At 62.9% G+C, this 25345-nt stretch carries 26 protein-coding genes and 1 pseudogene; 12 read left to right on the top strand and 15 right to left on the bottom strand.

The features are described from left to right. A complete protein-coding gene (gene glyS / locus QYE47_RS00210) occupies positions 1 to 2055 on the bottom strand; it encodes a glycine--tRNA ligase subunit beta (protein WP_014589212.1) in 2055 nt (684 codons plus the stop codon). Beyond that, positions 2052 to 2999, bottom strand: a complete 948-nt coding sequence (glyQ, locus tag QYE47_RS00205; protein WP_003253126.1) for a glycine--tRNA ligase subunit alpha — start codon at positions 2997 to 2999, stop codon at positions 2052 to 2054. The genes glyS and glyQ overlap by 4 nt, the downstream gene beginning before the upstream one ends. 83 nt (positions 3000 to 3082) lie before the next feature. Here glyQ and QYE47_RS00200 point away from each other — a divergent pair, with 83 nt between their 5' ends. Both QYE47_RS00200 and QYE47_RS00195 read left to right on the top strand, forming a co-directional pair. Next, positions 3083 to 3634: a DNA-3-methyladenine glycosylase I gene (locus QYE47_RS00200; RefSeq protein ID WP_019438059.1), complete on the top strand. Its 552-nt coding sequence runs from the start codon at positions 3083 to 3085 to the stop codon at positions 3632 to 3634. A gap of 41 nt (positions 3635 to 3675) precedes the next feature. After that, positions 3676 to 4563, top strand: coding sequence for a lysophospholipid acyltransferase (locus tag QYE47_RS00195; RefSeq protein ID WP_003253121.1), 888 nt, complete (start codon positions 3676 to 3678; stop codon positions 4561 to 4563). A 98-nt stretch (positions 4564 to 4661) separates the two neighbouring features. On the opposite strand, the gene QYE47_RS00190 is transcribed toward QYE47_RS00195, so the two are convergent. Genes QYE47_RS00190 through def form a run of 5 tightly spaced genes read right to left on the bottom strand, consistent with a single transcriptional unit; the run spans position 4662 to position 9191 of the window. Next, positions 4662 to 4976 (bottom strand): tetratricopeptide repeat protein, encoded by a 315-nt coding sequence (locus tag QYE47_RS00190; RefSeq protein WP_014589214.1) that lies wholly within the window; start codon positions 4974 to 4976, stop codon positions 4662 to 4664. A gap of 11 nt (positions 4977 to 4987) precedes the next feature. Continuing rightward, positions 4988 to 6361 carry a Trk system potassium transporter TrkA gene (gene trkA, locus QYE47_RS00185; protein ID WP_003253117.1) on the bottom strand — a complete coding sequence of 458 codons (1374 nt, stop codon included), beginning with the start codon at positions 6359 to 6361 and terminating at the stop codon, positions 4988 to 4990. Positions 6362 to 6384: 23 nt separating this feature from the next. Then, a complete protein-coding gene (gene rsmB, locus QYE47_RS00180; protein ID WP_003253115.1) occupies positions 6385 to 7695 on the bottom strand; it encodes a 16S rRNA (cytosine(967)-C(5))-methyltransferase RsmB in 1311 nt (436 codons plus the stop codon). After that, positions 7692 to 8624, bottom strand: coding sequence for a methionyl-tRNA formyltransferase (fmt, locus tag QYE47_RS00175; protein ID WP_070383323.1), 933 nt, complete (start codon positions 8622 to 8624; stop codon positions 7692 to 7694). Before fmt ends, rsmB begins: the two co-directional genes overlap by 4 nt. A 60-nt stretch (positions 8625 to 8684) precedes the next feature. Next, positions 8685 to 9191 carry a peptide deformylase gene (gene def, locus QYE47_RS00170; RefSeq protein ID WP_003253111.1) on the bottom strand — a complete coding sequence of 169 codons (507 nt, stop codon included), beginning with the start codon at positions 9189 to 9191 and terminating at the stop codon, positions 8685 to 8687. A 206-nt stretch (positions 9192 to 9397) separates the two neighbouring features. Here def and dprA point away from each other — a divergent pair, with 206 nt between their 5' ends. The 3 genes and pseudogenes from dprA to QYE47_RS00155 all read left to right on the top strand — a co-directional run bounded on the left by dprA (position 9398) and on the right by QYE47_RS00155 (position 11860). Further along, on the top strand, positions 9398 to 10495 hold the full coding sequence (dprA, locus tag QYE47_RS00165; protein ID WP_070383324.1) for a DNA-processing protein DprA: 1098 nt from the start codon (positions 9398 to 9400) through the stop codon (positions 10493 to 10495). Between the two features lie 42 nt (positions 10496 to 10537). Then, the gene (locus QYE47_RS00160) at positions 10538 to 11095 is read left to right on the top strand and encodes an L-threonylcarbamoyladenylate synthase (RefSeq protein ID WP_014589218.1); all 558 of its coding nucleotides are present in this window, start codon (positions 10538 to 10540) and stop codon (positions 11093 to 11095) included. A 447-nt stretch (positions 11096 to 11542) separates the two neighbouring features. Beyond that, positions 11543 to 11860: pseudogene (locus QYE47_RS00155) on the top strand (hypothetical protein). Positions 11861 to 11987: 127 nt separating this feature from the next. Here QYE47_RS00155 and QYE47_RS00150 read toward each other — a convergent pair. Beyond that, entirely contained in the window at positions 11988 to 12965 is a 978-nt protein-coding gene (locus tag QYE47_RS00150; RefSeq protein ID WP_070383325.1) for an NADPH:quinone reductase, read from the bottom strand. A gap of 134 nt (positions 12966 to 13099) precedes the next feature. On the opposite strand from QYE47_RS00150, the gene hemF reads away from it, so the two are divergent. Further along, the gene (hemF, locus tag QYE47_RS00145; protein ID WP_014589221.1) at positions 13100 to 14011 is read left to right on the top strand and encodes an oxygen-dependent coproporphyrinogen oxidase; all 912 of its coding nucleotides are present in this window, start codon (positions 13100 to 13102) and stop codon (positions 14009 to 14011) included. A gap of 24 nt (positions 14012 to 14035) precedes the next feature. After that, the gene (aroE, locus tag QYE47_RS00140) at positions 14036 to 14860 is read left to right on the top strand and encodes a shikimate dehydrogenase (RefSeq protein WP_070383326.1); all 825 of its coding nucleotides are present in this window, start codon (positions 14036 to 14038) and stop codon (positions 14858 to 14860) included. 38 nt (positions 14861 to 14898) lie between these two features. Here the strand turns inward: aroE and QYE47_RS00135 are convergent, their stop codons facing one another. The 3 genes from QYE47_RS00135 to betC all read right to left on the bottom strand — a co-directional run bounded on the left by QYE47_RS00135 (position 14899) and on the right by betC (position 19064). After that, positions 14899 to 16464: a SulP family inorganic anion transporter gene (locus QYE47_RS00135; protein ID WP_070383327.1), complete on the bottom strand. Its 1566-nt coding sequence runs from the start codon at positions 16462 to 16464 to the stop codon at positions 14899 to 14901. Between the two features lie 144 nt (positions 16465 to 16608). Further along, positions 16609 to 17532, bottom strand: coding sequence for a choline ABC transporter substrate-binding protein (gene choX, locus QYE47_RS00130; protein WP_070383328.1), 924 nt, complete (start codon positions 17530 to 17532; stop codon positions 16609 to 16611). A gap of 14 nt (positions 17533 to 17546) precedes the next feature. Next, positions 17547 to 19064, bottom strand: coding sequence for a choline-sulfatase (gene betC, locus QYE47_RS00125; RefSeq protein WP_301158825.1), 1518 nt, complete (start codon positions 19062 to 19064; stop codon positions 17547 to 17549). Positions 19065 to 19172: 108 nt separating this feature from the next. Between betC and QYE47_RS00120 the strand changes: the two genes are divergently transcribed. Further along, positions 19173 to 20072 carry a LysR family transcriptional regulator gene (locus QYE47_RS00120; protein WP_070383330.1) on the top strand — a complete coding sequence of 300 codons (900 nt, stop codon included), beginning with the start codon at positions 19173 to 19175 and terminating at the stop codon, positions 20070 to 20072. A gap of 111 nt (positions 20073 to 20183) precedes the next feature. On the opposite strand, the gene QYE47_RS00115 is transcribed toward QYE47_RS00120, so the two are convergent. Further along, the gene (locus QYE47_RS00115; RefSeq protein ID WP_070383331.1) at positions 20184 to 20801 is read right to left on the bottom strand and encodes an NAD(P)-dependent oxidoreductase; all 618 of its coding nucleotides are present in this window, start codon (positions 20799 to 20801) and stop codon (positions 20184 to 20186) included. A 52-nt stretch (positions 20802 to 20853) separates the two neighbouring features. Between QYE47_RS00115 and QYE47_RS00110 the strand changes: the two genes are divergently transcribed. Further along, positions 20854 to 21186, top strand: coding sequence for a DOPA 4,5-dioxygenase family protein (locus QYE47_RS00110; protein WP_014589228.1), 333 nt, complete (start codon positions 20854 to 20856; stop codon positions 21184 to 21186). A 117-nt stretch (positions 21187 to 21303) separates the two neighbouring features. Here QYE47_RS00110 and trpA read toward each other — a convergent pair whose 3' ends face one another. Together trpA and trpB are read right to left on the bottom strand one after the other, a co-directional pair. Then, positions 21304 to 22113 (bottom strand): tryptophan synthase subunit alpha, encoded by an 810-nt coding sequence (gene trpA, locus QYE47_RS00105; protein ID WP_014589229.1) that lies wholly within the window; start codon positions 22111 to 22113, stop codon positions 21304 to 21306. Beyond that, complete coding sequence (gene trpB, locus QYE47_RS00100; protein WP_004575268.1) at positions 22110 to 23327, bottom strand: tryptophan synthase subunit beta; 1218 nt, start codon at positions 23325 to 23327, stop codon at positions 22110 to 22112. The genes trpA and trpB overlap by 4 nt, the downstream gene beginning before the upstream one ends. Before the next feature lie 110 nt (positions 23328 to 23437). On the opposite strand from trpB, the gene QYE47_RS00095 reads away from it, so the two are divergent. Continuing rightward, the gene (locus QYE47_RS00095) at positions 23438 to 24334 is read left to right on the top strand and encodes a LysR family transcriptional regulator (RefSeq protein ID WP_014589230.1); all 897 of its coding nucleotides are present in this window, start codon (positions 23438 to 23440) and stop codon (positions 24332 to 24334) included. On the opposite strand, the gene QYE47_RS00090 is transcribed toward QYE47_RS00095, so the two are convergent. Then, a complete protein-coding gene (locus tag QYE47_RS00090; RefSeq protein ID WP_014589231.1) occupies positions 24331 to 24654 on the bottom strand; it encodes a YqjD family protein in 324 nt (107 codons plus the stop codon). The genes QYE47_RS00095 and QYE47_RS00090 overlap by 4 nt on opposite strands. A 150-nt stretch (positions 24655 to 24804) precedes the next feature. Here QYE47_RS00090 and QYE47_RS00085 point away from each other — a divergent pair, with 150 nt between their 5' ends. Together QYE47_RS00085 and QYE47_RS00080 are read left to right on the top strand one after the other, a co-directional pair. Beyond that, entirely contained in the window at positions 24805 to 25020 is a 216-nt protein-coding gene (locus QYE47_RS00085; protein WP_003253076.1) for a dodecin, read from the top strand. Between the two features lie 100 nt (positions 25021 to 25120). Continuing rightward, positions 25121 to 25342, top strand: a complete 222-nt coding sequence (locus tag QYE47_RS00080) for a DUF1161 domain-containing protein (RefSeq protein WP_003253075.1) — start codon at positions 25121 to 25123, stop codon at positions 25340 to 25342. Positions 25343 to 25345 lie beyond the last annotated feature (3 nt).

The raw sequence follows: 25345 nt of genomic DNA, 5'->3' as shown, positions 1-25345 counted from the left end.
TTACCCCAGCAGCGAAATGTCAGCCACGCCCAGGAACAGGCCGCGCAGGCGGCTGAGCAGGGCATAACGGTTGGCACGTACCTTGGCGTCTTCGGCGTTGACCATGACCGCCTCGAAGAAGGCATCGACCGGGTCACGCAGGGCCGCCAGGCGGGCCAGCGATTCGCTGTACTGACGTGCCGCAGCCATCGGTTGCACGGCCTGGTCGGCCTGCTGGATGGCCGAGTACAGGGAGAACTCGTTGGCATTGTCGAAGTACTTCGGCTCGACCTGCTCGGCGATGGCACCTTCGGCCTTGCTCAGCAGGTTCGACACGCGCTTGTTCACCGCGGCCAGGGCCTCGGCTTCCGGCAGTTTGCGGAACGCCTGCACGGCTTGTACGCGCTGGTCGAAGTCCAGGGCGGAGCCTGGCTGCAGTGCGCGTACCGACAGGTACGTGGCGACGTCGATGCCTTCGTCTTCGTAACGCGCGCGCAGGCGGTCGAAAATGAACTCCAGTACTTGTTCGGCCAGGCCGGGGGCCTTGACCTTGGCGCCGAACTGCTTGACCGCAAACTCGACCGCACCGGTCAGGTCCAGGTCCAGTTGCTTCTCGATCAGGATACGCAGCACGCCCAGAGCAGCACGGCGCAGGGCGTACGGGTCCTTGCTGCCGGTAGGCAGCATGCCGATGCCAAAGATGCCCACCAGGGTGTCGAGCTTGTCGGCGATGGCCACGGCAGCACCGGTCAGGGTCTGCGGCAGCTCGGCGCCTGCACCGCGCGGCATGTACTGCTCGTTCAGGGCCAGGGCTACGTCTTCCGGCTCACCGTCGTTGAGCGCGTAGTAGTAACCGGCAACACCCTGCATTTCAGGGAATTCGCCGACCATCTCGGTGGCCAGGTCGCACTTCGACAGCAGGCCGGCACGGCCAGCGCGCTGGGCGTCGCCGCCGATCAGCGGAGCAATGAAGGCGGCCAGCCTGGAAACACGTTCAGCCTTGTCGTACACGGTGCCGAGCTGAGCCTGGAACACCACGTTCTTGAGACGTTCGTTGAAGGTTTCCAGTGGCTGCTTCTTGTCCTGCTTGAAGAAGAACTCGGCGTCGGTCAGGCGCGGGCGCACGACTTTTTCGTTGCCTTGCACGATCTGCTTCGGGTCGCGGCTTTCGACGTTGGCCACGGTAATGAAGCGCGGCAGCAGCTTGCCTTCGTTGTCCAGCAGGCAGAAGTACTTCTGGTTGTCCTGCATGGTGGTGATCAGGGCTTCTTGCGGTACCTCGAGGAAACGCTCCTCGAACGAGCACACCAGCGGCACCGGCCACTCGACCAGTGCGGTCACTTCGTCCAGCAGCGCCGGTGGCACGATGGCCGTGCCTTCCTGCTGCATGGCCAGCTCTGCGGTACGCTTGCTGATCAGCTCGCGGCGCTCGGCGAAGTCGGCCAGGACGTAGGCCTTGCGCAGGTCTTCGACGTAGTTGGCCGGGGTGGTGATGAGCACGTTTTCCGGATGGTGGAAGCGGTGGCCACGGGATTCACGCCCGGCCTTCTGCGACAGGATGGTGCAGTCGACCACCTGATCGCCCAGCAGCATCACCAGCCATTGGGTCGGGCGTACGAACTCTTCACGGCTGGCCGCCCAGCGCATGCGCTTGGGAATCGGCAGGTCGTTCAGCGAATCTTCGACGATGGTCGGCAGCAGCCCAACGGTAGCCTTGCCCGGGATGTGCTGGGAGAAGCGCAGCTTGGGGCCGCTCTGGTCGATCTCGGCCAGTTCCACACCGCACTTCTTGGCGAAGCCCAGCGCAGCCTGGGTCGGCTCGCCTTCGGCGTTGAAGGCAGCCTGCAGGGGCGGGCCGTCGATGTTGATGCTGCGGTCAGGCTGCTGCACGTCCAGCTGGCGAATCAGCACGGCCAGACGACGCGGCGCGGCGTACACCTGCTTGCCGGTGTAATTCAGGCCAGCAGCCTGCAGGCCTTTTTCGATACCGGCCAGGAAGGCGTCGCCAAGGCTGGCGAGGGCCTTGGGTGGCAGCTCTTCGGTGCCCAGTTCTACCAGGAAATCTTGAGCACTCATTGTGCAGCCTCCAGCTTAGCCAACACTTCGTCACGCAGTTCAGGGGTGGCCATCGGGAAGCCCAGGCGTGCGCGGGCTTGCAGATAGCTTTGCGCCACGTCCCGGGCCAGGGTACGTACACGCAGGATGTAACGCTGGCGCTCGGTTACCGAGATGGCGCGGCGGGCGTCCAGCAGGTTGAAGGTGTGCGAGGCCTTCAGGACCATTTCATAGGTCGGCAGCGGCAGCTCCAGCTTGATCAGGCGGTTGGCTTCGCTTTCGTAGAAATCGAACAGTTCGAACAGTTTGTCGACGTTGGCATGTTCAAAGTTGTAGGTCGACTGCTCCACCTCGTTCTGGTGGAACACGTCGCCATAGGTGACCTTGCCGAACGGGCCGTCGGCCCACACCAGGTCGTACACCGAATCGACGCCCTGGATGTACATGGCCAGGCGCTCCAGGCCGTAGGTGATTTCACCGGTGACCGGGTAGCACTCGATGCCGCCGACTTGTTGGAAGTAGGTGAACTGGGTGACTTCCATGCCGTTGAGCCAGATTTCCCAGCCCAGACCCCAGGCGCCGAGGGTCGGCGATTCCCAGTTGTCTTCGACGAAACGAATGTCGTGCACCAGCGGATCCAGACCGATGGCTTTCAGCGAGCCGAGGTACAGCTCCTGGAAGTTGGCCGGGTTCGGTTTGAGCACCACCTGGAACTGGTAGTAGTGCTGCAGGCGGTTGGGGTTTTCGCCATACCGCCCGTCGGCAGGACGACGGCTAGGCTGCACATAGGCGGCGTTCCAGGTTTCTGGACCCACGGCGCGCAGGAATGTAGCGGTGTGGAAAGTGCCGGCGCCTACTTCCATATCGTAGGGCTGAAGTACCACACAACCTTGAGCTGCCCAGTAGTTCTGCAGGGCGAGGATCAGGTCTTGGAAGGTACGCACGGCTGGCGTAGGCTGGCTCACGAAATTCACCTGTATCTGGGGATGCGGATGTAAAGAGCGGGAGTATAACCTGATTCGCCTCGCCCTCTACTCATTGGAGCCTTATGCCACGCTGCTTTTGGTGTACCGACGATCCGTTGTACCAGGCCTACCACGACCAGGAATGGGGAATGCCACAGCGCGACCCGGCGTTGCTCTTCGAGATGCTTTTGCTCGAAGGGTTCCAGGCGGGGCTTTCGTGGATTACCGTTTTGCGCAAACGCGAGCGTTATCGTCAGGTGATGTACGGCTTCGACCCGGTAAAGCTGGCGGCCATGAGCGACGAACGCATCGAAGAATTGATGCAGGATGCAGGCATCATCCGCAATCGCCTCAAGCTCAAGGCTGCACGGCGCAATGCCCAGGCCTGGCTGGCTGTGGATAACCCTGCCGAATGGCTGTGGTCGTTCATCGGCGGCTCGCCGAAGATCAACCACTTCAAGCAGCGCAGCGATGTGCCGGCGGTCACCGATGAAGCCAAGGCAATGAGCAAGGCCCTGCAGAAAGCTGGCTTCACGTTCGTCGGTCCGACCATCTGCTACGCCTTCATGCAGGCCACCGGCATGGTCATGGACCACACCACCGACTGCGATCGCTACGCCGCCTTGTTGCGCTGAGGGGTTACAATGCGCGCCTTGCTGAAATAAGGAATTCGCCTGTGGAAAAGTTCAAGGGCGCCCTGATGGTCGGGGTGCTGCGCCTGTTTGCCAAGCTGCCCTGGGGCGCTGTGCAGCGTGTCGGCGCCGGTATTGGCTGGCTGATGTGGAAAATCCCCAACAGTTCGCGCAACGTGGTACGGATCAACCTGGCCAAATGCTTCCCGGAGATGGACCCGGTTGCCCGTGAGCAACTGGTGGGCCAGGCGCTGCGGGATATCGGTAAATCCTTTGTCGAAAGTGCCTGTGCCTGGATCTGGCCGCCGCAACGCTCGCTGGAGCTGGTCAAGGAAGTGCATGGCCTGGAAGTGCTGGAGCAGGCCCTGGCCTCGGGTAAAGGCGTGGTCGGCATCACCAGCCACCTGGGCAACTGGGAAGTGCTGAACCACTTCTACTGCAACCAGTGCAAACCGATCATCTTCTACCGCCCGCCGAAGCTGAAGGCGGTGGATGACCTGCTGCGCGAGCAGCGCGTGCAGATGGGCAATCGCGTGGCACCGTCGACCAAGGAAGGCATCCTCAGCGTGATCAAGGAAGTGCGCCGTGGTGGCCAGGTGGGTATTCCTGCCGATCCGGAGCCGGCGGAATCGGCGGGCGTGTTCGTGCCGTTCCTCGGCACCCAGGCGCTGACCAGCAAGTTCGTGCCGAACATGCTGGCCGGTGGCAAGGCGGTGGGTGTGTTCCTGCATGCGCTGCGGTTGCCGGATGGCTCGGGCTTCAAGGTGTTCCTCGAAGCTGCGCCGGAAGAGATGTACAGCACCGATGTGAATGTGTCGGCGGCGGCGATGAGCAAAGTGGTCGAGCGTTATGTACGCGAGTACCCGAGCCAGTACATGTGGAGCATGAAGCGCTTCAAGAAGCGCCCGGCTGGTGAGCCGCGCTGGTATTAAGCCATTCATCGCCCTCTGGTAGGAGCGGGTTTACCCGCGAATGCGATGTTGGATTCACCGACGCATTCGCGGGTAAACCCGCTCCTACAGGGGCCGCGTCAACCCGCTGCTTTGTTGAGCTTCTTCAGGAATACGGTCATCTCTTTCTCGGCTTGCTTGTCGCCATGGGCCTGCGCCGCCACGATCCCGTCTTCCCACGCCTTGCGCGCCGCCGCCAGGTCACCCTGCAACTGATAGGCCTTGCCCAGAAGCTTCCACGCTGCCGAGTATTTCGGATCCTGCTCTACACAGCGCGCCAGGTGTACCGCCGCTTCAGCGCCGTTGCCTTCATCCAGCCAAGCCTTGCCCAGACCAAACCTCAGCAGTGGGTTATCCACACCCTTGGCCAGCATCTTCTCCAGCGATTCGCGCATGCCCTCTTCTCCTAGAAGAAACTCAAGCCGACGTGGAACAGCTTCTCCACATCACGAATGTGCTTTTTATCCACAACGAACAGGATTACATGGTCACCCGATTCGATCACGGTGTCGTCGTGGGCAATCATCACCTCTTCGTCACGGATGATCGCGCCGATGGTGGTTCCCGGTGGCAGGGCAATGTTCTCGATCGCCTTGCCGACCACCTTGCTCGACTTCGAATCGCCATGTGCCACCGCCTCGATCGCTTCGGCCGCACCGCGGCGCAGCGAGTGCACGCTGACAATGTCGCCCCGGCGCACGTGCGCCAGCAGGGTGCCGATGGTGGCGAGCTGCGGGCTGATGGCAATGTCGATATCGCCGCCCTGCACCAGGTCGACATAAGCCGGGTTGTTGATGATGGTCATCACCTTGCCTGCGCCCAGGCGCTTGGCCAGCAAGGACGACATGATGTTGGCTTCGTCATCGTTGGTCAGGGCCAGGAAAATATCGGCGTCGGCGATGTTCTCTTCGAGCATCAGGTCTTTGTCCGAGGCGCTGCCCTGCAGCACCACAGTGCTTTCGAGGGTATCGGAGAGGTGCCGGCAACGCGCCGGGCTCATCTCGATGATCTTCACCTGATATCGGCTTTCGATGGCCTCCGCCAGGCGCTCGCCGATCTGCCCGCCGCCGGCGATGACAATGCGTTTATTGGTTTCGTCGATGCGGCGCAGTTCGCCCATCACCGCACGGATATCCTTCTTCGCGGCAATGAAGAACACCTCGTCGTCGGCTTCGATCACCGTGTCGCCACGCGGGGTGATCGGCCGGTCACGGCGGAAGATGGCCGCCACGCGGGTGTCGACGTTGGGCATGTGCGCGCGGATCTGGCGCAATTGCTGGCCGACCAGCGGGCCGCCATAGTAGGCCTTCACTGCCACGAGCTGGGCCTTGCCCTCGGCGAAATCGATCACCTGCAGCGAGCCTGGGTGTTCGATCAGGCGCTTGATGTAATTGGTCACCACCTGCTCGGGGCTGATCAGAACGTCGACCGGGATATGGTCGTTGTCGAACAGCTCTTCGCGGGTCAGGTAGGACGATTCGCGCACCCGTGCAATCTTGGTCGGGGTATGGAACAGCGAATAGGCCACCTGGCAGGCAACCATGTTGGTCTCGTCACTGTTGGTTACCGCCACCAGCATGTCGGCGTCGTCGGCACCGGCCTGACGCAGTACCGTCGGCAGTGAGCCACGGCCCTGGACGGTGCGGATGTCCAGGCGGTCGCCGAGGTCGCGCAGGCGGTCGCCGTCGGTGTCGACCACGGTAATGTCGTTGGCTTCGCTGGCCAGGTGTTCAGCCAGCGTACCGCCTACCTGCCCTGCGCCGAGGATGATGATCTTCATGCGCTACTCCCTATCCTTTGTTCTTATCCGCGCGAGGCGGCGATCTTGATCAGCTTGGCATAGTAGAAACCGTCGTGGCCGCCTTCCTGGGCCAGCAACTGACGGCCGTGGGGCTGGCGCAGGCCGGCTTCGGTCGCCAGGTCCAGCTCACGGGCGCCCGGGGTGCGGGCGAGGAAGGCTTTGATCACTTCAGTGTTTTCGGTTGGCAAGCTGGAGCAGGTGGCGTATAGCAGCATGCCGCCCACTTCCAAGGTCGGCCACAGGGCATCGAGCAACTCGCCTTGCAGCGTGGCCAAAGCCGGGATGTCATCGGCTTGGCGGGTCAGCTTGATGTCCGGGTGGCGGCGAATCACGCCGGTGGCCGAGCACGGCGCGTCGAGCAGAATGCGCTGGAATGGCTTGCCGTCCCACCAGCTGGCAGTGTCGCGGGCATCGCAGGCGATCAGCTCGGCGTCCAGCTGCAGGCGGTCGAGGTTTTCTCGCACGCGGGTCAGGCGCTTGGCTTCGAGGTCGATGGCCACCATGTGGGCCAGGCCAGCCTCGGCCTCCAGCAGGTGGCAGGTTTTGCCGCCCGGTGCGCAGCAAGCATCGAGCACGCGTTGGCCGGGGGCCAGTTCCAGCAGGTCGGCAGATAGCTGCGCAGCTTCGTCCTGCACGCTCACCCAGCCTTCGGCGAAGCCTGGCAGGCCGCGCACGTCGCAGGCTTCGGCCAGCACGATGCCATCCCGGCTGTACTGGCATGCGCTGGCGCCAATGCCGGCTTCGGCCAGCAGTGCCAGGTAGGCATCGCGGCTATGGTGACGGCGGTTGACCCGCAGAATCATCGGAGGGTGGGCATTGTTGGCGGCGCAGATGGCTTCCCACTGCTCTGGCCAGAAGGCTTTCAGCGCCTTCTGCAGCCAGCGCGGGTGGGCGGTACGCACCACCGGGTCGCGCTCCATGCCGGCGAGCAGTTCCTCGCCTTCGCGCTGGGCACGGCGCAGTACGGCATTGAGCAGGCCCTTGGCCCACGGCTTCTTCAGTTTGTCGGCACAGCCCACGGTCTCGCCGATGGCGGCATGTGCCGGAATGCGGGTGTAGAACAGCTGGTACAGGCCGACCAGCAGCAGCGCCTGAACATCGGCATCGGCTGCCTTGAAGGGCTTTTGCAGCAGCTGTGCGGCCAGCAGGTCGAGGCGTGGCTGCCAACGTGCGGTGCCGAACGCCAGGTCCTGGGTCAGGCCGCGGTCGCGTTCATCTACCTTGTCCAGTTGCGCCGGCAGCGAGCTGTTCAGCGAAGCCTTGCCGCTGAGCACAGCGGCCAGCGCACGGGCGGCGGCGAGGCGTGGGTTCATTGGCCCAGCACCTTGCTGGCGGCGAACTTCTCGCGGCGGCTGTTGAACAGGTCACTGAAGCTCAATGCCTTGCCGCCAGGCAGTTGCAGGCGGGTCAGGCTCAGGGCTTGGTCACCGCACGCAACTACGAGGCCGTCCTTGCTGGCGGAAAGTATCTCGCCTGGGGCGCCTTGGCCTGTGGACAGGTTGGCGGCCAGCACCTTGACGCTTTCACCATCCAGAGTGCTGTGACACACCGGCCATGGGTTGAAGGCGCGGATCAGGCGTTCCAGCTCGACAGCCGGGCGGGTCCAGTCGATACGCGCTTCGTCCTTGTTCAGTTTGTGCGCGTAGGTGGCCAGGGCATCGTCCTGTATTTCGCCTTGCAGCGAACCGTCAGCCAGGCCGGCGATGGCCCGAACGACTGCGGGCGGGCCCATTTTGGCCAGGCGATCGTGCAAGGTGCCGCCGGTGTCGTCGGCGCTGATCGGGGTGACTACCTTGAGCAGCATCGGGCCGGTGTCCAGACCTGCTTCCATGCGCATCACGGTCACGCCGCTTTCGGCGTCGCCAGCTTCCACGGCGCGCTGGATCGGCGCGGCACCGCGCCAGCGTGGCAGCAGGGAGGCGTGGCTGTTGATGCAGCCCAGGCTCGGGATATCCAGCACCACTTGCGGCAGGATCAGGCCGTAGGCGACCACTACCATCAGGTCTGGTTTCAGTGCGGCCAGTTCGGCCTGGGCATCGGCGTTGCGCAGGGTCTGCGGCTGGAACACCGGGATGTCATGGGCCACGGCCAGTGCCTTGACCGCACTTGGCATCAGCTTCTGGCCACGGCCGGCAGGGCGGTCGGGCTGGGTGTAGACGGCCACGATCTCGTAGGGGCTGTCGAGCAGGGCCTTGAGGTGTTCGGCGGCAAACTCTGGAGTGCCTGCAAAGACGATGCGCATGGAGTTCTCGCTTCAAAAAAGAAAAAGGCTTGCCGGAGCAAGCCTTCAGGAAGGTGGGGATCAGGCTTGCTGGCGGTGCTGCTTTTCCAGCTTCTTCTTGATCCGGTCGCGCTTGAGCTGCGACAGGTAGTCGACGAACAGCTTGCCGTTGAGGTGATCGAATTCGTGCTGGACGCACACCGCCAGCAGGCCTTCGCATTCCAGTTCGAACGGCTTGCCGTCGCGGTCCTGGGCCTTGACCCGGACACGCAGCGGGCGGTCGACGTTCTCGTAGAAGCCCGGTACCGACAGGCAGCCTTCCTGGTACTGGCCCATGTCATGGGTCAGCTCTTCGACCGACGGGTTGATGAAGACGCGCGGTTCGCTGCGGTCTTCGCTGAGGTCCATGACCACAACCTGCTTGTGCACGTTCACCTGGGTAGCGGCCAGGCCGATGCCAGGGGCTTCGTACATGGTTTCAAACATGTCGTCGATCAGCTGACGCAGGGCGTCGTCGAACTCCGTCACCGGTTTGGCGAGGGTGCGCAGGCGCGGGTCCGGGAATTCGAGAATGTTCAAGATGGCCATAAGGTCAGGCAGTCACTGTGCGTTCGGTTGAAAACTGAGCACACATAATAAAGGGAAACGGGGATTTCGGCACCTGGCAAGCTCGTCTAGGGTGACTATGGGCTTGATAGCCCCCAATCAATGGACAGCTTTTCAAAGTGTTACTCACAGAGTTATCCACAGTTTGTACCACGTAAATGGCCCTGTTTCGATCAAGGATGATCTCAATGCCCAGTCACCATTCGTCGCCCTGCCCGCCTGCCGAACTGGAGGCACGCTTACGCCTGCATCGCCTCCCCGAGGCTGGACTGCGACGCTTTCGAACGTTGCTCGAAGCCTTCGGCAGTGCCTCCTCCGCGCTCAGTGCTCCCGCTTCGGCCTGGCGAGCGTTGGGCATTCCCCAAGCCACCATCGATGCCCGGCGCAGTGCCGAGGTACGCGATGGCGCACTGGCCGCAATGGCTTGGCTGGAGCGCCCTGGCCAGCATTTGCTGATGTGGGACGGCCCAGACTACCCAGCCTTGCTGGCAGAAATCGACGATGCCCCGCCGCTGCTTTTTGTCGCTGGCGAACCTGCCTTGCTCGATCGTCCTCAGCTGGCCATCGTGGGCAGCAGACGTGCCACACCCCCGGCACTCGACACCGCCCGGGCATTTTCCCGTTACCTCGCGCAGGCCGGTTTCACCATTACCAGCGGGCTGGCGGTAGGTGTCGACGGTGCCGCTCATCGGGCCGCGTTGCAGGCTGGCGGCGGCACGATTGCCGTGCTCGGTACGGGGTTGCAAAAACTTTATCCACAGCGCCATCGGGACCTTGCGCAGGCGATGATCGACAACGGCAGCGCGCTGGTTTCCGAGTATCCCCTGGATGCCGGGCCGCTGCCCGGCAACTTTCCACGGCGCAACCGCATCATCAGTGGCCTGTCGCTCGGTGTACTGGTGGTCGAGGCGAGCCTCGCCAGCGGCTCGCTGATCACGGCACGCCTGGCGGCGGAGCAAGGCCGCGAGGTGTACGCCATTCCGGGCTCCATTCATCACCCGGGGGCCAAGGGCTGTCACCAGCTGATTCGTGATGGGGCGCTGCTGGTGGAAACGGTGGAGCAGATCCTGGAAAGCTTGCAGGGTTGGCAGAACCTGCCGCCTGCGGTTATGGACAGATTCGACCACCCCCTGCTCGCCCTTCTGCATGCCGCACCCCAGACCAGTGAAAGCCTGGCCCACTGCAGCGAGCAGCCGCTGGCCGACGTGCTGGCGCAGTTGACCGAGCTGGAGCTGGAAGGCCGGGTCAGCAATGAAGCCGGGCGTTGGTTTGCCCGCGCGGGCTAAGTACACTGCGCACAAGCAAGGTATTCAGGCGGAGAAACAGCAATGGTGAGCAGTTTTCGTGTGCAACAAGCCGCACGTGAGATCCGGGCGGGCGCGGTGATCGCCTACCCGACGGAAGCGGTCTGGGGCCTGGGCTGCGACCCATGGAACGAGGACGCGGTGTATCGCCTGCTGGCGCTGAAGTCGCGCCCTGTGGATAAAGGGCTGATTCTGGTCGCTGACAATATCCGTCAGTTCGACTTCCTGTTCGAGGACTTCCCCGAGGACTGGATCGACCGTATGGGCAGCACCTGGCCGGGGCCGAACACCTGGCTGGTGCCGCACCAGGACCTGTTGCCCGAGTGGGTGACTGGGCAGCATGACACGGTGGCGCTGCGGGTCAGTGATCACCCGGTGGTGCGTGAACTGTGCGCGCTGGTGGGGCCGCTGATTTCCACCTCGTGCAACCCCGGCGGGCGCCCGGCGGCGAAGACCCGGTTGCGGGTGGAGCAATACTTCCACGGCCAGTTGGACCTGGTGCTTGGCGGCGCGCTGGGGGGGCGGAAAAACCCGAGTGTGATTCGCGACCTGGCAACCGGCGAAGTCGTTCGCCCGGGTTGATACCTATCCACAGGCCCGGCTCGGGACTCGGGCCCCTGTGGAAGCGGGCGCGCCCGCGAAGAATACAACCCGGTGCCTGGCACGGGCTTCGCCCGTGTTCGCGGGCATGCCCGCTCCCACAGGTTCGGGCCTAGCCACCGGAGATTTTTCTGATTTTGTCTCGAATGGTTGTCCGGTTTGAGGATTGGGAAATATCCTACGACCCGCGTCTCCTTCCATCACCTTCTAAGTGGGAACCTCTGCCTCTAGGCTCTATCCGTCGCCGAATAACTTGGCGATCGGGTGTGGTAGCCCGGATGCATTTTTTCCATGACAGTCTATGGTGGCTGTGCGTGGGAGGCTTTCGAGCCTGCCTGGATTGGAAAATGCCCGGGTCTACCACCTCGCGTACAGTCGCCACCCATTCACGTGGTAGTGAAGGTTGGCGGCCTTGAGGAGCATTTTCCAATGATGAAGAAAATAGTCCCCGATCCACCTCTCCCATGCACCTCCACCCGCCCCTTCGGCCGCTGCGATGCCGGCCACGATCCACTCTTCACCGTCAACCCAAACATTTCTGCCGAGGACGCTCTGGTCCACGTAGCCCTGTACCTGCGCAGCGCTTACGAAACCGGCTACAAAGCTTTGGACTACATGCGTGAATAAGGCCGTGGCATGTTCTGGTCGAACCTGCATGCGATTGAAATGGCAGAGGGTGTGATCGAGGCGATACTCGATGGCATCGAGTCGACTCCACCGCCGACAAACCGACCCTCACAGGCATAGCGAAGCTATCGAAGCCGACGCAGTACCTGTGGGAGCGGGCTTGCCCGCGAACACCGGCAAAGCCGGTGCCATCCATCGCGGTGGCTTCTTCGCGGGTAAACCCGCTCCTACAGGGAATGTGCGTGGCTCAGGGGATTAGTACAGTCGATCCTACAGTCCGCCGCGCCGACAGCTCTGCCTGCGCCTTGGCCGCCTCGCTCAGTGGATACCGCTGCTGGATATCCACAACCAGCTTCCCGCTCGCAATCATCGCAAACAGGTCATCGGCCATGGCCTGGGTGTTCTCGGCATTGTTGGCATAGGTGGCCAAGGTCGGCCGGGTAACATACAGCGAGCCCTTTTGCGCCAGGATCCCCAGGTTCACCCCGCTCACCGCACCGGAAGCGTTGCCAAAGCTCACCATCAACCCACGCGGGCGCAGGCAGTCCAGCGAGGTCAGCCAGGTGTCGGCACCCACGCCGTCATACACCACCGGGCATTTCTTGCCGTCGGTCAGCTCCAGTACGCGCTTGGCCACATCTTCATGGCTGTAGTCGATGGTCGCCCAAGCCCCCAGCGCCTTGGCCCGCTCTGCCTTCTCGGCAGAGCTCACGGTGCCGATCAGCTTGGCGCCCATGGCCTTGGCCCATTGGCAGGCCAGCGACCCTACACCACCGGCTGCGGCATGGAACAGGATCACATCACCCGCCTTCACCTCATAGGTCTGCTTCAGCAGGTACTGCACGGTCAAACCCTTGAGCATCACCGCCGCCGCCTGCTCGAAGCTGATGTTGTCCGGCAGCTTGACCAGGTTGGCTTCCGGTAGCGTATGCACCTCGCTGTAGGCGCCCAGCGGGCCGCCGGCATGTGCCACACGGTCTCCTACCTTCAGCCGGGACACGCCTTCGCCCACGGCCTCTACCACACCTGCCGCTTCGGTACCCAGGCCAGAAGGCAGGGACGGCGGCGCATACAGCCCGCTTCGGAAGTAGGTATCGATGAAGTTCAGGCCGATCGCATGGTTACGCACACGCACCTGCTGTGGCCCAGGCGGGGTGGGTTCGAATTCCACAAACTGCAGCACTTCCGGGCCGCCATGCTGGCTGAACTGGATACGCTTGGCCATCTCGCACTCCTGTAGTCGGGATCGGGAAAGGCCTTCTATCGGACGCCTTTGCTTGGTCGTCGTCAACTGCGGCGCGCGCGCTGGCGGTGGTATGCTACGCGGCGAATTCTTCCCTGCCCGTTCCTGGTGACCCGATGACTAGCCGCACCGAGGCCGTGAAAGCCTACCTGCTCGACCTGCAAGACCGCATCTGCTCTGCCCTCGAAACAGAAGACGGCGGTGCCCGCTTCGTCGAGGACGCCTGGGTGCGCGAAGCCGGTGGCGGGGGCCGCACGCGGGTTATCGGTGAGGGCAAAGTGATCGAAAAAGGCGGGGTCAACTTCTCCCATGTGTTTGGTAGCGGCCTGCCGCCGTCGGCCAGTGCCCACCGTCCCGAACTGGCAGGCCGTGGCTTCGAAGCCTTGGGCGTGTCGCTGGTGATACACCCGCACAACCCGCATGTGCCCACTTCCCACGCCAACGTTCGCTTCTTCATCGCCGAGAAGGAAGGTGAAGAGGCCGTATGGTGGTTTGGCGGCGGCTTTGACCTGACGCCATACTATGGCAACGAAGAAGACTGCATTCACTGGCACCGAGTGGCCGAGCAGGCTTGCGCGCCGTTTGGCGCCGATGTGTACCCACGCTACAAGGCCTGGTGCGACCGCTACTTCCACCTCAAGCACCGTGGTGAGCCACGTGGTATCGGCGGCTTGTTCTTCGATGACCTGAACGAGTGGGACTTCGACACTTGCTTCGCCTTCATCCGCGCCATTGGCGATGCCTTCGTCGACGCCTACCTGCCAATCGTCCAGCGCCGCAAGAACACGCCCTACACCCCGCAGCAGCGCGAGTTCCAGGAATACCGCCGTGGCCGGTACGTGGAGTTCAACCTGGTCTATGACCGCGGCACCCTGTTTGGCCTGCAGTCCGGTGGCCGCACCGAATCCATCCTCATGTCGCTGCCACCGCAGGTGCGTTGGGGTTATGACTGGAAGGCCGAGCCCGGCAGTGAAGAAGCGCGCCTGACAGAGTACTTCCTGCAAGACCGCGACTGGCTCGGCCAGTAGCCTGTGGATAAACAAGGAGCCGTCATGGACCAGTACGTCGTTTTTGGTAACCCCATCGGCCACAGCAAGTCGCCGCTGATCCACCGCCTGTTCGCCGAACAGACCGATCAGGACCTGGAATATGCCACGCTGCTGGCGCCGTTGGACGAGTTCAGCGACTGCGCGCGCGGCTTCTTCAAGCAGGGCAGTGGCGGTAATGTCACCGTGCCGTTCAAGGAAGAGGCCTATCGCCTGTGCGACAGCCTGACCCCGCGTGCCCAGCGCGCTGGCGCAGTGAACACGCTGAGCAAGCTGGCTGATGGCACCCTGCAGGGCGACAACACCGACGGCGCTGGCCTGGTGCGCGACCTGACGGTGAATGCCGGGGTCGAGCTGGCTGGCAAGCGCATTCTCATCCTCGGTGCCGGTGGCGCCGTGCGCGGCGTGCTGGAGCCTATCCTGGCGCACAAGCCGCAGTCGCTGGTGGTTGCCAACCGTACCGTGGAAAAGGCCGAGCAACTGGCGCGCGAGTTCGATGAACTGGGGCCGGTGGTGGCCAGCGGGTTTGCCTGGTTGCAGGAACCTGTGGATGTAATCATCAACGCCACCTCGGCGAGCCTGGCAGGGGAATTGCCGCCGATTGCCGACAGCCTGGTCGAGGCGGGTCGTACGGTTTGCTACGACATGATGTATGGCAAAGAGCCGACGCCGTTTTGCCAGTGGGCTACCAAGCTGGGGGCTGCCAAGGTGCTGGATGGGTTGGGGATGCTGGCTGAGCAGGCGGCTGAGGCCTTCTTTATCTGGCGTGGCGTGAGGCCGGATACGGCGCCGGTGTTGGCTGAACTACGCCGGCAGCTTGCTCGGGGCTGAGATTGCCGGGGCTGCAAAGCAGCCCCAGAATCCCAACCTCATTCCTCAAACCGGATCGGGCACAACTCCACCCCTTCCAGCTTCTGCAGCTCCTCGATCACTTGGGGCCTGGCCCGGTGCAAGGTCAAACTCCCCCCCAATCGCCGCAACCTTCGTGCCTCACGGTGCAACATGTCCACACCCGAATAATCGATGAAATTCACCTGCCGGGCATCGATCACCACATGCGGCCCCTGGCAGCGCTGCAAGCGCACCTGCAGGTAATGCGCCGCACCAAAGAAAATCGACCCACCTACCCGCAATACATCCGCGTCCCCTTCACGGCTTTGTTGTACCCGTGGTCGTGAGGTGCGCTTCAGATAGAAGAACAGCGAAGCCAGCACTCCGGCATAAATGGCCGTCTGCAGCTCCAGTAGCAATGTTGCTGCAGTCGTCAGCGCCATCACCAGAAACTCCGAGCGGCTGACCCGGAACAATGCACGGATCCCTCGGTGGTCCACCAACCCCCAGCAGATCAGCAGAATGCTGCCGGCCATGGCCGGTATCGGCAGGTGCGCGATCAGGCGGGCGCCGGTCACCGCGAACAACGCCACCCACAGCGCTGAAAACACCCCGGCCATGGGTGAACGGGCGCCCGCCTCGTAGCTCAGGCCCGAGCGGGTGAAGGAGCCGGCAGACAGGTAACCCGAGAAAAATGCACCAGCAATGTTCGACAGGCCCTGTGCGCGTATTTCCTGGTCCGGGTCGATCAGTTGTTCTGAACGTGCCGATAACGAGCGAGCAATCGACAGGCTGGTGACCAACCCCAGCATGCCTACCGCCACGGCGCTGGGCAGCAGATGCAGCATCAGCTCCACGTCCAGCAAAGGCAGCGGGCTGAAAGGCGGGAGTTGCCCGGTGAACGCTGCCACCCGCGGCACATGGCCAAAGAAGCCCGGCAACAGCCAGGCCAGCAAGCTGACCAGGATCAGGCTTATCAACAGGCTCGGCCAGCGTGGGCGCCAGAGTTTGAAGGCCACGCCGATCACTACGGTGGCCAGGCCCAGCAGCAGGGAAGGCAGGTCGACCTCGCCTGCATGGCTGGCCAGGTCCTGCACGGTTTTCAGCGCTGTGGACTGGCTGGGCAGGGCCATGCCCAGCAGGTTGGGTAGCTGGCCCAAGGCAATGACGATGGCGGCACCCAGCGTGAAGCCGAGCACCACGGAATGGGAGACGAAGTTGACCAGCGCGCCGAAGCGCAAAAGCCCGAGCAGCAGCTGGAAAATGCCGCCGAGGAAGGTCAGCAGCAACACCAGCGTGATGTAGTCAGCGCTGCCGGCCACGGCCAGCGGGCTGATGCTGGCGTAGAGCACGATGGAAATGGCAGCGGTCGGGCCGCAGATCAGGTACCAGGAAGAACCCCACAGGCAGGCGATCAGTACCGGCACGATGGCGGCGTAAAGCCCGTATTCGGCGGGCAGGCCGGCGATCAGGGCGTAGGCGATGGATTGCGGCAGGGCGAGGATGGCGCCGCTCAGGCCTACCAGCAGGTCCTGGCGCAGGCTGCGGCCCGATTGGCGGGGAAGCCAGGTGAGGAAGGGCAGCAGTAAAGAGAGGCGATGCATGGGTTATCCACAATCCTTAAGGGGTCGCCAAGCCCTGTGGGAGCGGGCATGCCCGCGAAAAAGCCAACGCGTTGCTTGGCACCGGCTTTGCCGGTGTTCGCGGGCGCGCCCGCTCCCACAGGGTTGGTGTGTTGCTTTGTGAGATTACAGTTTGGCTTTGACGGCCTCCAGGGCATCCTCATCGGCCTTGGTGGTAACCCCGGCCAACCACTCGTCCAACCGTTCAGGATGCGCTTTCACCCAGGCCTTGGCCGCTTCATCGAAGCTGATCTTCTTGTCTACCACCTCTGCCATGATGCTGTTTTCCATGTCCAGTGTGAACTTGAGGTTACCCAGCAGCTTCGCCGCATTCGGGCAGGCTTGTGGATAACCCTTGCGGGTCAGCGTGTATACCTCGCCCTTGCTGCCGAACCATTTTTCCCCACCGGTCAGGTAATGCATTTTCAGTTTCACGTTCATCGGGTGCGGGGTCCAGCCAAGGAAGGTGATGAATTGCTGCTTCTTCACCGCCCGGTCGACCTGGGCCAGCATCGCCTGCTCGCTGGACTCAACCAGCTTCCACTGGCCGAGGTTGAATTCATTCTTGTCGATGATTGCCTTGAGCGACAGGTTGGCCGGGGCGCCGGAGCCGATTCCGTACAGTTTTTTGTCGAACTGCCCGGCGTGTTTCTGAAGGTCAGCGAAGTCCTTCACCCCGGCATTCCACACATAGTCGGGCACTGCGAGGGTGAATTCGGTTCCCTCCAGGTTGCGCGACAGCTGCTGCACATCGCCGTTGGCGATGAACTTGTCATGGAAGCCTTGATGTGCGGGCATCCAGTTGCCGAGGAAGGCGTCGACCTGGCCGTCCTTGAGGCCACCGTAGATGATCGGTACGGCCAGGCTGTCGATCTTCACCTGGTAACCCAGGCTTTCCAGTAACAGACGTGCCACGGCGTTGGTCGAAGCAATATCACTCCAGCCGGGGTCGGCCATTTTCACGGTACTGCATTGCGCATCGCTGTCTGCGGCGTGGGCCGTGGTGGTGCTCAGGGCCAGGACGAACACGGCGGCGGAGAACTTGTGCATGGCGGCCTCTCTTCTCAATCCAGGGGGGCGGGCTGTGGATAACGTGCCTTGCGCTCGAGGTCATCGAGATCGATGTGGTTGCGCATGTACTGTTGGCTGGCGTCCACCAGTGGTTGGTGATCCCAGCTTTTCAGCTTGCCGATGGCCAGCGCTTCGGCCACCAGCCGGCGGCGGCGCTGGCTGGCCAGCACCTGCTGGCGCAGGCTGGGGATGTCCCAGCGCTGTTGCGCTTCATCGACAAATGCCTGCAGCAGCACCTGGTGGTCCGGGCTGCCGGTGAGGTTCTCCCGCTCGTGCGGGTCGCGGCTCAGGTCATAGAGTAGGCATGGGTCGTCTTCGCTGTACACGAACTTGTAGGGCCCGCGACGGATCATCATCAGCGGGCCGACGGTGCCTTCGGCCATATACTCGCCGATCACCTCGTCGTGACCGCCCTGCCCTTGCAGGTGGCCCAGCAGTGAGCGGCCGTCCAGCTGCAGGTCTTTATCCACAGCGCCGCCAGCCAGTTCGACCAAGGTTGGCAACAGGTCGCAGGTCGACACCGAGGCAGTGACCCGGCCCGCTGCGAAGCGCTTCGGCGCATGGATCAGCAGCGGCACCCGCGCCGACATTTCGAACCAGTGCATTTTGTACCAGAGGCCACGCTCGCCAAGCATGTCGCCGTGGTCGCCGGAAAACACGATCAGTGTGTCATCGGCCAGGTTGCATTCCTCCAGGGTCTGCAGCAATTGGCCGATGTTGTCATCGATATAGCTGCACGCGCCGAAGTAGGCGCGGCGGGCGTCGCGGACCTTATCCACAGGCAGTGGCTTGTTCCACAGGTCGTAGACCTTCAGCAGGCGCTGTGAATGCGGGTCGAGTGCTGCCTGGCCGAACTCGGCACGGGGCATGGGGATATCCACACCTTCGTAGCGGTCCCAGTAGCGTTTGGGAATGGTGTAGGGGTCGTGCGGGTGCGTCATCGAAACGGTCAGGCAAAATGGCCGGCCATCGTTTTCGCGCACATGGTCGTACAGGTACTGGCGCGCCTTGAACACCACCTCCTCGTCGAAATCCAGCTGATTGGTGCGCACGCACGGACCGGTCTGCAGCACCGAGGACATGTTGTGGTACCAGCTTGGACGCACATCGGGTTCGTCCCAGTTCACCGCCCAACCGTAGTCGGCCGGGTAGATGTCGCTGGTCAGGCGTTCTTCATAGCCGTGCAACTGGTCCGGGCCGCAGAAGTGCATCTTGCCCGACAGCGCGGTGCGGTAGCCCAGGCGACGCAGGTAATGGGCGTAGGTCGGCACATCGGCAGGGAAGTCGGCCGCGTTGTCGTAGGCGCCAATGCGGCTGGGCAACTGACCGCTGACCAGGGTGAAGCGTGATGGCGCGCACAGTGGGCTGTTGCAGTAGGCCGAGTCGAACACCACGGCTTGCTCGGCCAGGCGGCCGAGGTGCGGCATCTTGATGGGCGAAGGGCCGTAGATCGGCAGCAAGGGCGCGGCCATCTGGTCGGCCATGATGAACAGGATATTCGGACGCGTCATGGTGGCTCCCATCGTTGAGGGTTATGCGAACTGCTTGCCTACCAAGATGCGACTGTGGATAACATGGGTAAAGCCCATGGCGGGCAATGACTGGGATTAGCCAAGCTTATGTTTGAGCACCTTGCCGGGTTGTCGCTGGATACCTTGCGCGTATTCGAGGCTGCTGCGCGCCTGCGTGGCTTTACCGCTGCGGCGCTGGAGTTGGGTACCACGCAGCCGGCAGTGAGCCAGCAGGTGAAGCGCCTGGAGGCACAGTTGGGCACGCGCCTGTTTGACCGCATTTACCGGGGCATCGAGCTGACCGAGGCTGGCCAGGTGCTGTTCGAACAGGTGCATCAGGGGCTGCAGGCCATGGATGACGGTATTGCCCAGTCCGGCGGGCGCGGCCAGCGAGAAGTGCTGCAGGTCGCCACCGACTTTGCCTTTGCGGCGTTCTGGCTGATGCCAAGGCTGCAGCGCTTTCATGAGGCTTATCCACAGGTGGATGTGAGCCTGGTGACGGGTGAGCGCAGCCAGGGCATGTTGCGCCCGGACATCGATGTGGCGGTGCTGTTTGGCGATGGACGCTTTCACCAGGGAGAAAGCCGCTGGCTATTCGATGAGGAAGTGTTCCCGGTGTGCAGCCCGCATCTGATTCATGGCAAAGCCTTGTCAGCTGTGGCTTTGCAACGATTGCCGCTGCTGCATTTGAAGGGCGAGCAGGCCAGCCGCTGGTTTGACTGGGCGGGGGTATTTCGTGGGTTTGGTGTGGACAGCCCACCGCCGGCGGGGCAGCTGAGGTTTGATAACTATACCTTGCTGATTCAAGCAGCGATTGCCGGGCAAGGGGTGGCGATTGGTTGGGCGCACCTGGTGGATGGATTGGTGGAGCAAGGGTTGCTGTGTCGGCCGCTGGAGGGGAGTTTGCGCTCGGAACGCGGCTATTACGCAGTTTTGCCACCGCGCAAGCGGCGGGGAGCGTTGATCGAGCGGTTCGTGGATTGGTTGGAGCAGGCGCGCAGCCTTTGAGATTTTGGGGCCCATCGCGACACAAGGCCGCTCCCAGAAAGACACTGCACACGCCGGCCCATGTGGGAGCGGCCTTGCGTCGCGATGGGCTGCGCAGCAGCTCCCGGCAATCTAGACCACGAAGTTCAGGTGCTCGCCCCGGTGCAAGTCCAGCTCCAGCATGTCCACCATCCCCGCTGCTATCCTGGCCAAGCGCCGCAACGGCTCAGCCAGCCCAGGCTCCAGCGTGCCTTCGGTACTGCGAAAATGCTCCATGCTCAACCCGGCCAGTTCCTGCGGTGCATTGATCAGCGTCCAGTGCAAGGCACTGCGCTGCAACCCATCAACCACCTGGGCCACGCATTCCCGTTCCACCTCGCTGTACTTGCCCGGCTCATCCAGCACATCGAAATCGCCCACAAGCAGCAGCCGGCGTATAGTCGTACGCGCAAGCCCCGCCACCAGCGCCTCGCTCAAGCGTGCCTGCCCCGGCAGGTCACCCGGCGCCAGCGCTGGTAACAGGGCGATCACCGCGGAGCCGCCCGCTGCGCCCTGCTCCGCCTGGTGGGCATCACCCAGCCCGCCTATCTTGAAGTGCAGGCCGGGGCGGGCGGTGTGGCGGTTGAGGTCGTCGACCACGGCGGTGACTTCGTGCTGGCGCGACAGCAGCTCGACCATCAGGGCATTGCCCAGGCTGCTTTCAGGCCCGAACAGGACCAGTTTGAACACTGGGGTTTCGGCGTTTTTCACTGCATCACTCCCGTTGCAGGTTGTGATGGTTGGACCGCAATCAGGAGTTATCGTGCAGAGGATCAAGGGTTACCACGCCCACGTTTATTACGACGCAGCCACCATGGAGCAGGCCCGCGAACTGTGCGAGGAGGCCGCGCGGCTGTTCCCCGTGACCATGGGGCGCATGCATCAGAAACCGGTTGGGCCGCATCCGGACTGGAGTTGCCAGCTCGCGTTCGGGCCCGAGGTGGTGGGGGTGGTTTTGCCTTGGTTGGCGCTGTACCGCAAGGGCCTGGTGGTATTCATGCATCCGGAAACCGGGGATGAACTGGCGGATCACCGGGATCATGCGATCTGGATGGGGGCCGTGCGGCCATTGAATCTGGCGGTTTTTGGGGGCTAGGCGGTAGCCTGTGCCAGCCTATTCGCGGGTGAACCCGCTCCTACAACGATATCGCAGAGCCAGAGGGTGGCGCTGGCCCCGTAGGAGCGGGTTTACCCGCGAAGCAGACGACGCGGTTTAACGGCGTGCGCCACGCACCCCTTCAGCCAATGCCGAGCACAGGCTCAATACATCGCTCACCGCCTGATCGGCGCTTTTGGCTTGGGCGATCTTGTCGACCAGTGCCGAGCCCACCACCACGCCATCGGCCAAGCGGGCAATGTTCGCAGCCTGTTCCGGCGTGCGAATGCCGAAGCCAACGCTGATCGGCAGATCGGTATGCCGGCGCAGGCGGGCAATGGCTTCGGTCACATGCTCGGTGGTCGCCGAACCGGCACCGGTCACACCAGCCACCGACACGTAGTAGACGAACCCGGAGCTGCGCTCCAGCACGCGTGGCAGGCGCGCGTCGTCGGTGGTCGGGGTGGTCAGGCGGATGAAGTCGATGCCTGCGGCCTGGGCCGGGGTAGCCAGTTCGGCATCGTGCTCTGGCGGAAGGTCGACGATGATCAGGCCATCGACGCCCGCTTCCTTGGCTTGAGCCACGAACGTGTCCACGCCAAAGCGGTGGATAGGGTTGTAGTAACCCATCAGCACGATCGGTGTGGTCTGGTTATCCACACGGAATTCGCGAACCATCTGCAGGGTCTTGGCCAAGGTCTGGCCAGCTTCAAGAGCGCGCAGGGTGGCCAGCTGGATGGCCACGCCATCGGCCATCGGGTCGGTGAACGGCATGCCCAGCTCGATCACGTCGGCGCCAGCAGCCGGCAGGCCCTTGAGGATCTGCAACGAGGCGTCGTAGCCCGGGTCGCCAGCTGTTACGAAGGTGACCAGTGCCGAGCGGCCTTCGGCCTTCAGCTCGGCGAAGCGTTGTTCAAGACGGCTCATGCGTGTTTCTCCTGGGCGGCCATGTGGTTCATGACGGTTTGCATGTCTTTGTCGCCGCGGCCCGACAGGCACACGACCATCAGGTGGTCCTTGGGCAGCTTCGGTGCGCGCTTGATCGCTTCGGCCAAGGCGTGGGAGCTTTCCAGGGCTGGGATGATGCCTTCCAGTCGGCACGTTGCGTGGAACGCATCCAATGCTTCGTCGTCGGTGATGCTGACGTACTCGACGCGCTTCACCTCATGCAGATAGGCGTGCTCCGGGCCGATGCCCGGGTAGTCCAGGCCTGCGGAAATCGAGTGGGCATCGGTGATCTGGCCGTCTTGGTCCTGCAACAGGTATGTGCGGTTGCCGTGCAACACGCCCGGTACGCCACCGTTCAGGCTGGCGGCATGTTTGTCGGTGTGTACGCCGTGGCCACCGGCTTCAACGCCGATGATTTGCACGCTCGGCTCTTCGAGGAATTCATGGAACAGGCCCATGGCATTGGAGCCGCCGCCGACGCAGGCAACCAGGCTGTCTGGCAGACGGCCTTCCTTCTCCTGCAACTGGGCACGGGTTTCTTTGCCGATGATCGACTGGAAGTCGCGGACCATGGCTGGGTACGGGTGTGGGCCAGCCACGGTGCCGATCAGGTAGAAGGTGTCTTCGACGTTGGTAACCCAGTCACGCAGGGCTTCGTTCATGGCGTCTTTCAGGGTGCCGGTGCCGGCGGTAACCGGCACGATCTCGGCGCCCAGCAGCTTCATGCGGAACACGTTGGCCTGCTGGCGCTCGATGTCGGTGGCGCCCATGTAGATCACGCAAGGCAGCCCGAAGCGCGCGGCGACAGTGGCGGTGGCGACACCGTGCATGCCGGCGCCTGTTTCGGCGATCAGGCGCTTTTTGCCCATGCGCTTGGCCAGCAGCACCTGGCCGATGCAGTTGTTCACCTTGTGCGCGCCGGTATGGTTGAGCTCTTCACGCTTGAAGAAAATCTTCGCTCCGCCGCAATGCTCGGTCAGGCGCTCGGCGAAGTACAGCGGGTTGGGGCGGCCGATGTAGTCGCGCTGAAAATAAGCCAGCTCTTCAAGGAACTTGGGGTCTGCCTTGGCCGCTTCGTATTCGCGGGCCAGGTCCAGCACCAGTGGCATCAGGGTTTCGGCCACGTAGCGGCCGCCGAACGAGCCGAACAGGCCATTGGCGTCGGGGCCGGGGCGGTATTGGGACTGGGTCATGGGGCGCTCCAAGGCGTAGTGAATGAGTGATGGGCTTTACTCTAACCACGGCGAGCTCGGCTGAAAACCGATAAGATTGCGTAAACTTGTCAGAAAAACTCACAGGTAAAATGGCCCACGACCTCCCTCCCCTCAATGCCCTGCGCGCCTTCGAGGCTGCAGCCAGGCTGAACAGTGTCAGCCAGGCGGCGGAAGCGCTGCACGTCACTCACGGCGCTGTCAGCCGGCAGATCAAGGTGCTTGAGGAGCATCTGGGCGTAGCCCTGTTCGTCAAGGACGGGCGTGGCATCAAACTCACAGATGCCGGTATGCGTCTGCGCGATGCCAGCGGTGAGGCCTTCGACCGGCTGCGCAGCGTGTGTTCCGAGCTCAGCCGTGATGTGAGCGAGGCGCCATTCGTGCTGGGCTGCTCGGGCAGCCTGCTGGCGCGATGGTTTATCCCGCGGCTGGGGCGGTTGCAGGCGGATTTGCCTGAGCTGCGCTTGCACCTGTCGGCGGGTGAGGGCGACCTTGACCCGCGGCGGCCTGGGCTGGATGCGTTGCTGGTGTATGCCGAGCCACCGTGGCCAGCGGACATGCAGGTGCATGTGCTGGCCGAGGAATGCATCGGGCCGGTGCTCAGCCCGCATTTCGCAGGCTTCCAGCGCTTGCAGGGCGCGCCCGCCAAGGCACTGCTGGGCGAAGCCTTGCTGCACACCACTTCACGCCCACAAGCCTGGCCGACCTGGGCGGTGCAACAGGGCCTGGACCCGGCGGCCATTCACTATGGCCAGGCCTTCGAGCACTTGTATTACCTGTTGGAGGCTGCCGTGGCCGGATTGGGCGTGGCGATAGCTCCGCAGCCGCTGGTCGCCGATGACCTGCGGGCGGGCCGTTTGAGTGCGCCTTGGGGCTTTTCACCTACCCAGGCGGCGCTGGCATTGTGGGTGCCACGGCGCGCCGCAGACGGGCGCGCCGAGCAGTTGGCGCAGTGGTTACGGGCGGAACTTGCGCGGCAGAGCGCTTAGTTTCGCTTGCATATCAGGTAGGCCGCCAGCAGGCCCAGCGCACCAATGGCCACACCGGCGGTGGTGTATGGGTGTTCCTGAGCGTAGTCCCGGGTGGCTTTGCCGGTCTGGCGGGTACGCTGCTTCACTTCCTCGTACGCATCGCTCAGTAGGCTGCGCGAATGACGCAGTGCGCTTTCAGCGTTGCTGCGGATTGCCTTCACCGACTTCTGGGACTCTTCCGACGCATCATGCTTGAGGTTTTCCAAGCTTTTCAGAAGGCTCTCGATCTCCGCTTCCATGCTTTCCAGGGACGTTTTACGCAGCGAGTTGCGGTGCATGTTGACTCTCCTTTGCAGTATGGGCTGTAAGGATTGCGACCCTTGGGCTGCGTGAAAGTGCGATCGAACTTTCGCAGACAGTGACCGCTCGCAGGTAAACCAGGCCTGCGCTGCTAGGCTGAATCTCACTGTCACCCATGGAGAGCACTCATGACCGATCATCACACCTACAAGAAAATCGAACTGGTCGGGTCTTCGCCCACCAGTATCGAAGAGGCGATCAACAATGCTTTGGCCGAAGCCGGTAAAAGCATCAAGCACCTGGAATGGTTCGAAGTGGTCGATACCCGCGGCCATATCCGCGACAACAAAGCGGCGCACTTCCAGGTCACGCTGAAGGTCGGCTTTCGTATCGCCAATAGCTGAAACAACGTCGGGTTGTATGATCCCGGCGTGATGAGGTATTCAGAAAAGGGGCGCCTTGGTGGGGCCCCTTCTGATTTCATCTGCACAAGGAACGCGAGTGATGAACAAACTGATTCTGGCGCTGGGCCTGATGACCCTGGCCGGTGGTGCGCTGGCAGCGGGCAAACCGTGCGAGGAGCTGAAGGCGGAAATTGCGGCCAAGCTGGATGCCAAGGGCGTCACTGGCTACAAGCTGGAGATCGTCAAGAAAGGCGACCCGGCGGGCAAGGTCATTGGTAGCTGTGAGGCCGGGACCAAGGAGATTGTTTACCGCCGCGGCTGATGC

The organism is Pseudomonas sp. 2,4-D, from assembly GCF_030418155.1.
Classification (GTDB): Bacteria; Pseudomonadota; Gammaproteobacteria; order Pseudomonadales; family Pseudomonadaceae; genus Aquipseudomonas; species Aquipseudomonas alloputida.
The sequence above is the reverse complement of the archived record's forward strand: the minus strand, read 5'-3'. Positions and strand labels throughout refer to the sequence as shown.

What these genes read in the sequence shown, in the direction of transcription:
- hemF (WP_014589221.1), top strand. Translation starts at nt 13,100, where the DNA reads ATGACTAGCCGCACCGAGGCCGTGAAAGCCTACCTGCTCGACCTGCAA.
- trpB (WP_004575268.1), bottom strand. Translation starts at nt 23,327, where the DNA reads ATGACCCAGTCCCAATACCGCCCCGGCCCCGACGCCAATGGCCTGTTC.
- QYE47_RS00085 (WP_003253076.1), top strand. Translation starts at nt 24,805, where the DNA reads ATGACCGATCATCACACCTACAAGAAAATCGAACTGGTCGGGTCTTCG.
- QYE47_RS00160 (WP_014589218.1), top strand. Translation starts at nt 10,538, where the DNA reads ATGGTGAGCAGTTTTCGTGTGCAACAAGCCGCACGTGAGATCCGGGCG.
- trpA (WP_014589229.1), bottom strand. Translation starts at nt 22,113, where the DNA reads ATGAGCCGTCTTGAACAACGCTTCGCCGAGCTGAAGGCCGAAGGCCGC.
- QYE47_RS00090 (WP_014589231.1), bottom strand. Translation starts at nt 24,654, where the DNA reads ATGCACCGCAACTCGCTGCGTAAAACGTCCCTGGAAAGCATGGAAGCG.
- aroE (WP_070383326.1), top strand. Translation starts at nt 14,036, where the DNA reads ATGGACCAGTACGTCGTTTTTGGTAACCCCATCGGCCACAGCAAGTCG.
- choX (WP_070383328.1), bottom strand. Translation starts at nt 17,532, where the DNA reads ATGCACAAGTTCTCCGCCGCCGTGTTCGTCCTGGCCCTGAGCACCACC.
- QYE47_RS00120 (WP_070383330.1), top strand. Translation starts at nt 19,173, where the DNA reads ATGTTTGAGCACCTTGCCGGGTTGTCGCTGGATACCTTGCGCGTATTC.
- QYE47_RS00150 (WP_070383325.1), bottom strand. Translation starts at nt 12,965, where the DNA reads ATGGCCAAGCGTATCCAGTTCAGCCAGCATGGCGGCCCGGAAGTGCTG.
- trkA (WP_003253117.1), bottom strand. Translation starts at nt 6,361, where the DNA reads ATGAAGATCATCATCCTCGGCGCAGGGCAGGTAGGCGGTACGCTGGCT.
- QYE47_RS00080 (WP_003253075.1), top strand. Translation starts at nt 25,121, where the DNA reads ATGAACAAACTGATTCTGGCGCTGGGCCTGATGACCCTGGCCGGTGGT.
- glyS (WP_014589212.1), bottom strand. Translation starts at nt 2,055, where the DNA reads ATGAGTGCTCAAGATTTCCTGGTAGAACTGGGCACCGAAGAGCTGCCA.
- fmt (WP_070383323.1), bottom strand. Translation starts at nt 8,624, where the DNA reads ATGCGCATCGTCTTTGCAGGCACTCCAGAGTTTGCCGCCGAACACCTC.
- QYE47_RS00200 (WP_019438059.1), top strand. Translation starts at nt 3,083, where the DNA reads ATGCCACGCTGCTTTTGGTGTACCGACGATCCGTTGTACCAGGCCTAC.
- dprA (WP_070383324.1), top strand. Translation starts at nt 9,398, where the DNA reads ATGCCCAGTCACCATTCGTCGCCCTGCCCGCCTGCCGAACTGGAGGCA.
- betC (WP_301158825.1), bottom strand. Translation starts at nt 19,064, where the DNA reads ATGACGCGTCCGAATATCCTGTTCATCATGGCCGACCAGATGGCCGCG.
- QYE47_RS00135 (WP_070383327.1), bottom strand. Translation starts at nt 16,464, where the DNA reads ATGCATCGCCTCTCTTTACTGCTGCCCTTCCTCACCTGGCTTCCCCGC.
- rsmB (WP_003253115.1), bottom strand. Translation starts at nt 7,695, where the DNA reads ATGAACCCACGCCTCGCCGCCGCCCGTGCGCTGGCCGCTGTGCTCAGC.
- QYE47_RS00095 (WP_014589230.1), top strand. Translation starts at nt 23,438, where the DNA reads ATGGCCCACGACCTCCCTCCCCTCAATGCCCTGCGCGCCTTCGAGGCT.
- QYE47_RS00190 (WP_014589214.1), bottom strand. Translation starts at nt 4,976, where the DNA reads ATGCGCGAATCGCTGGAGAAGATGCTGGCCAAGGGTGTGGATAACCCA.
- def (WP_003253111.1), bottom strand. Translation starts at nt 9,191, where the DNA reads ATGGCCATCTTGAACATTCTCGAATTCCCGGACCCGCGCCTGCGCACC.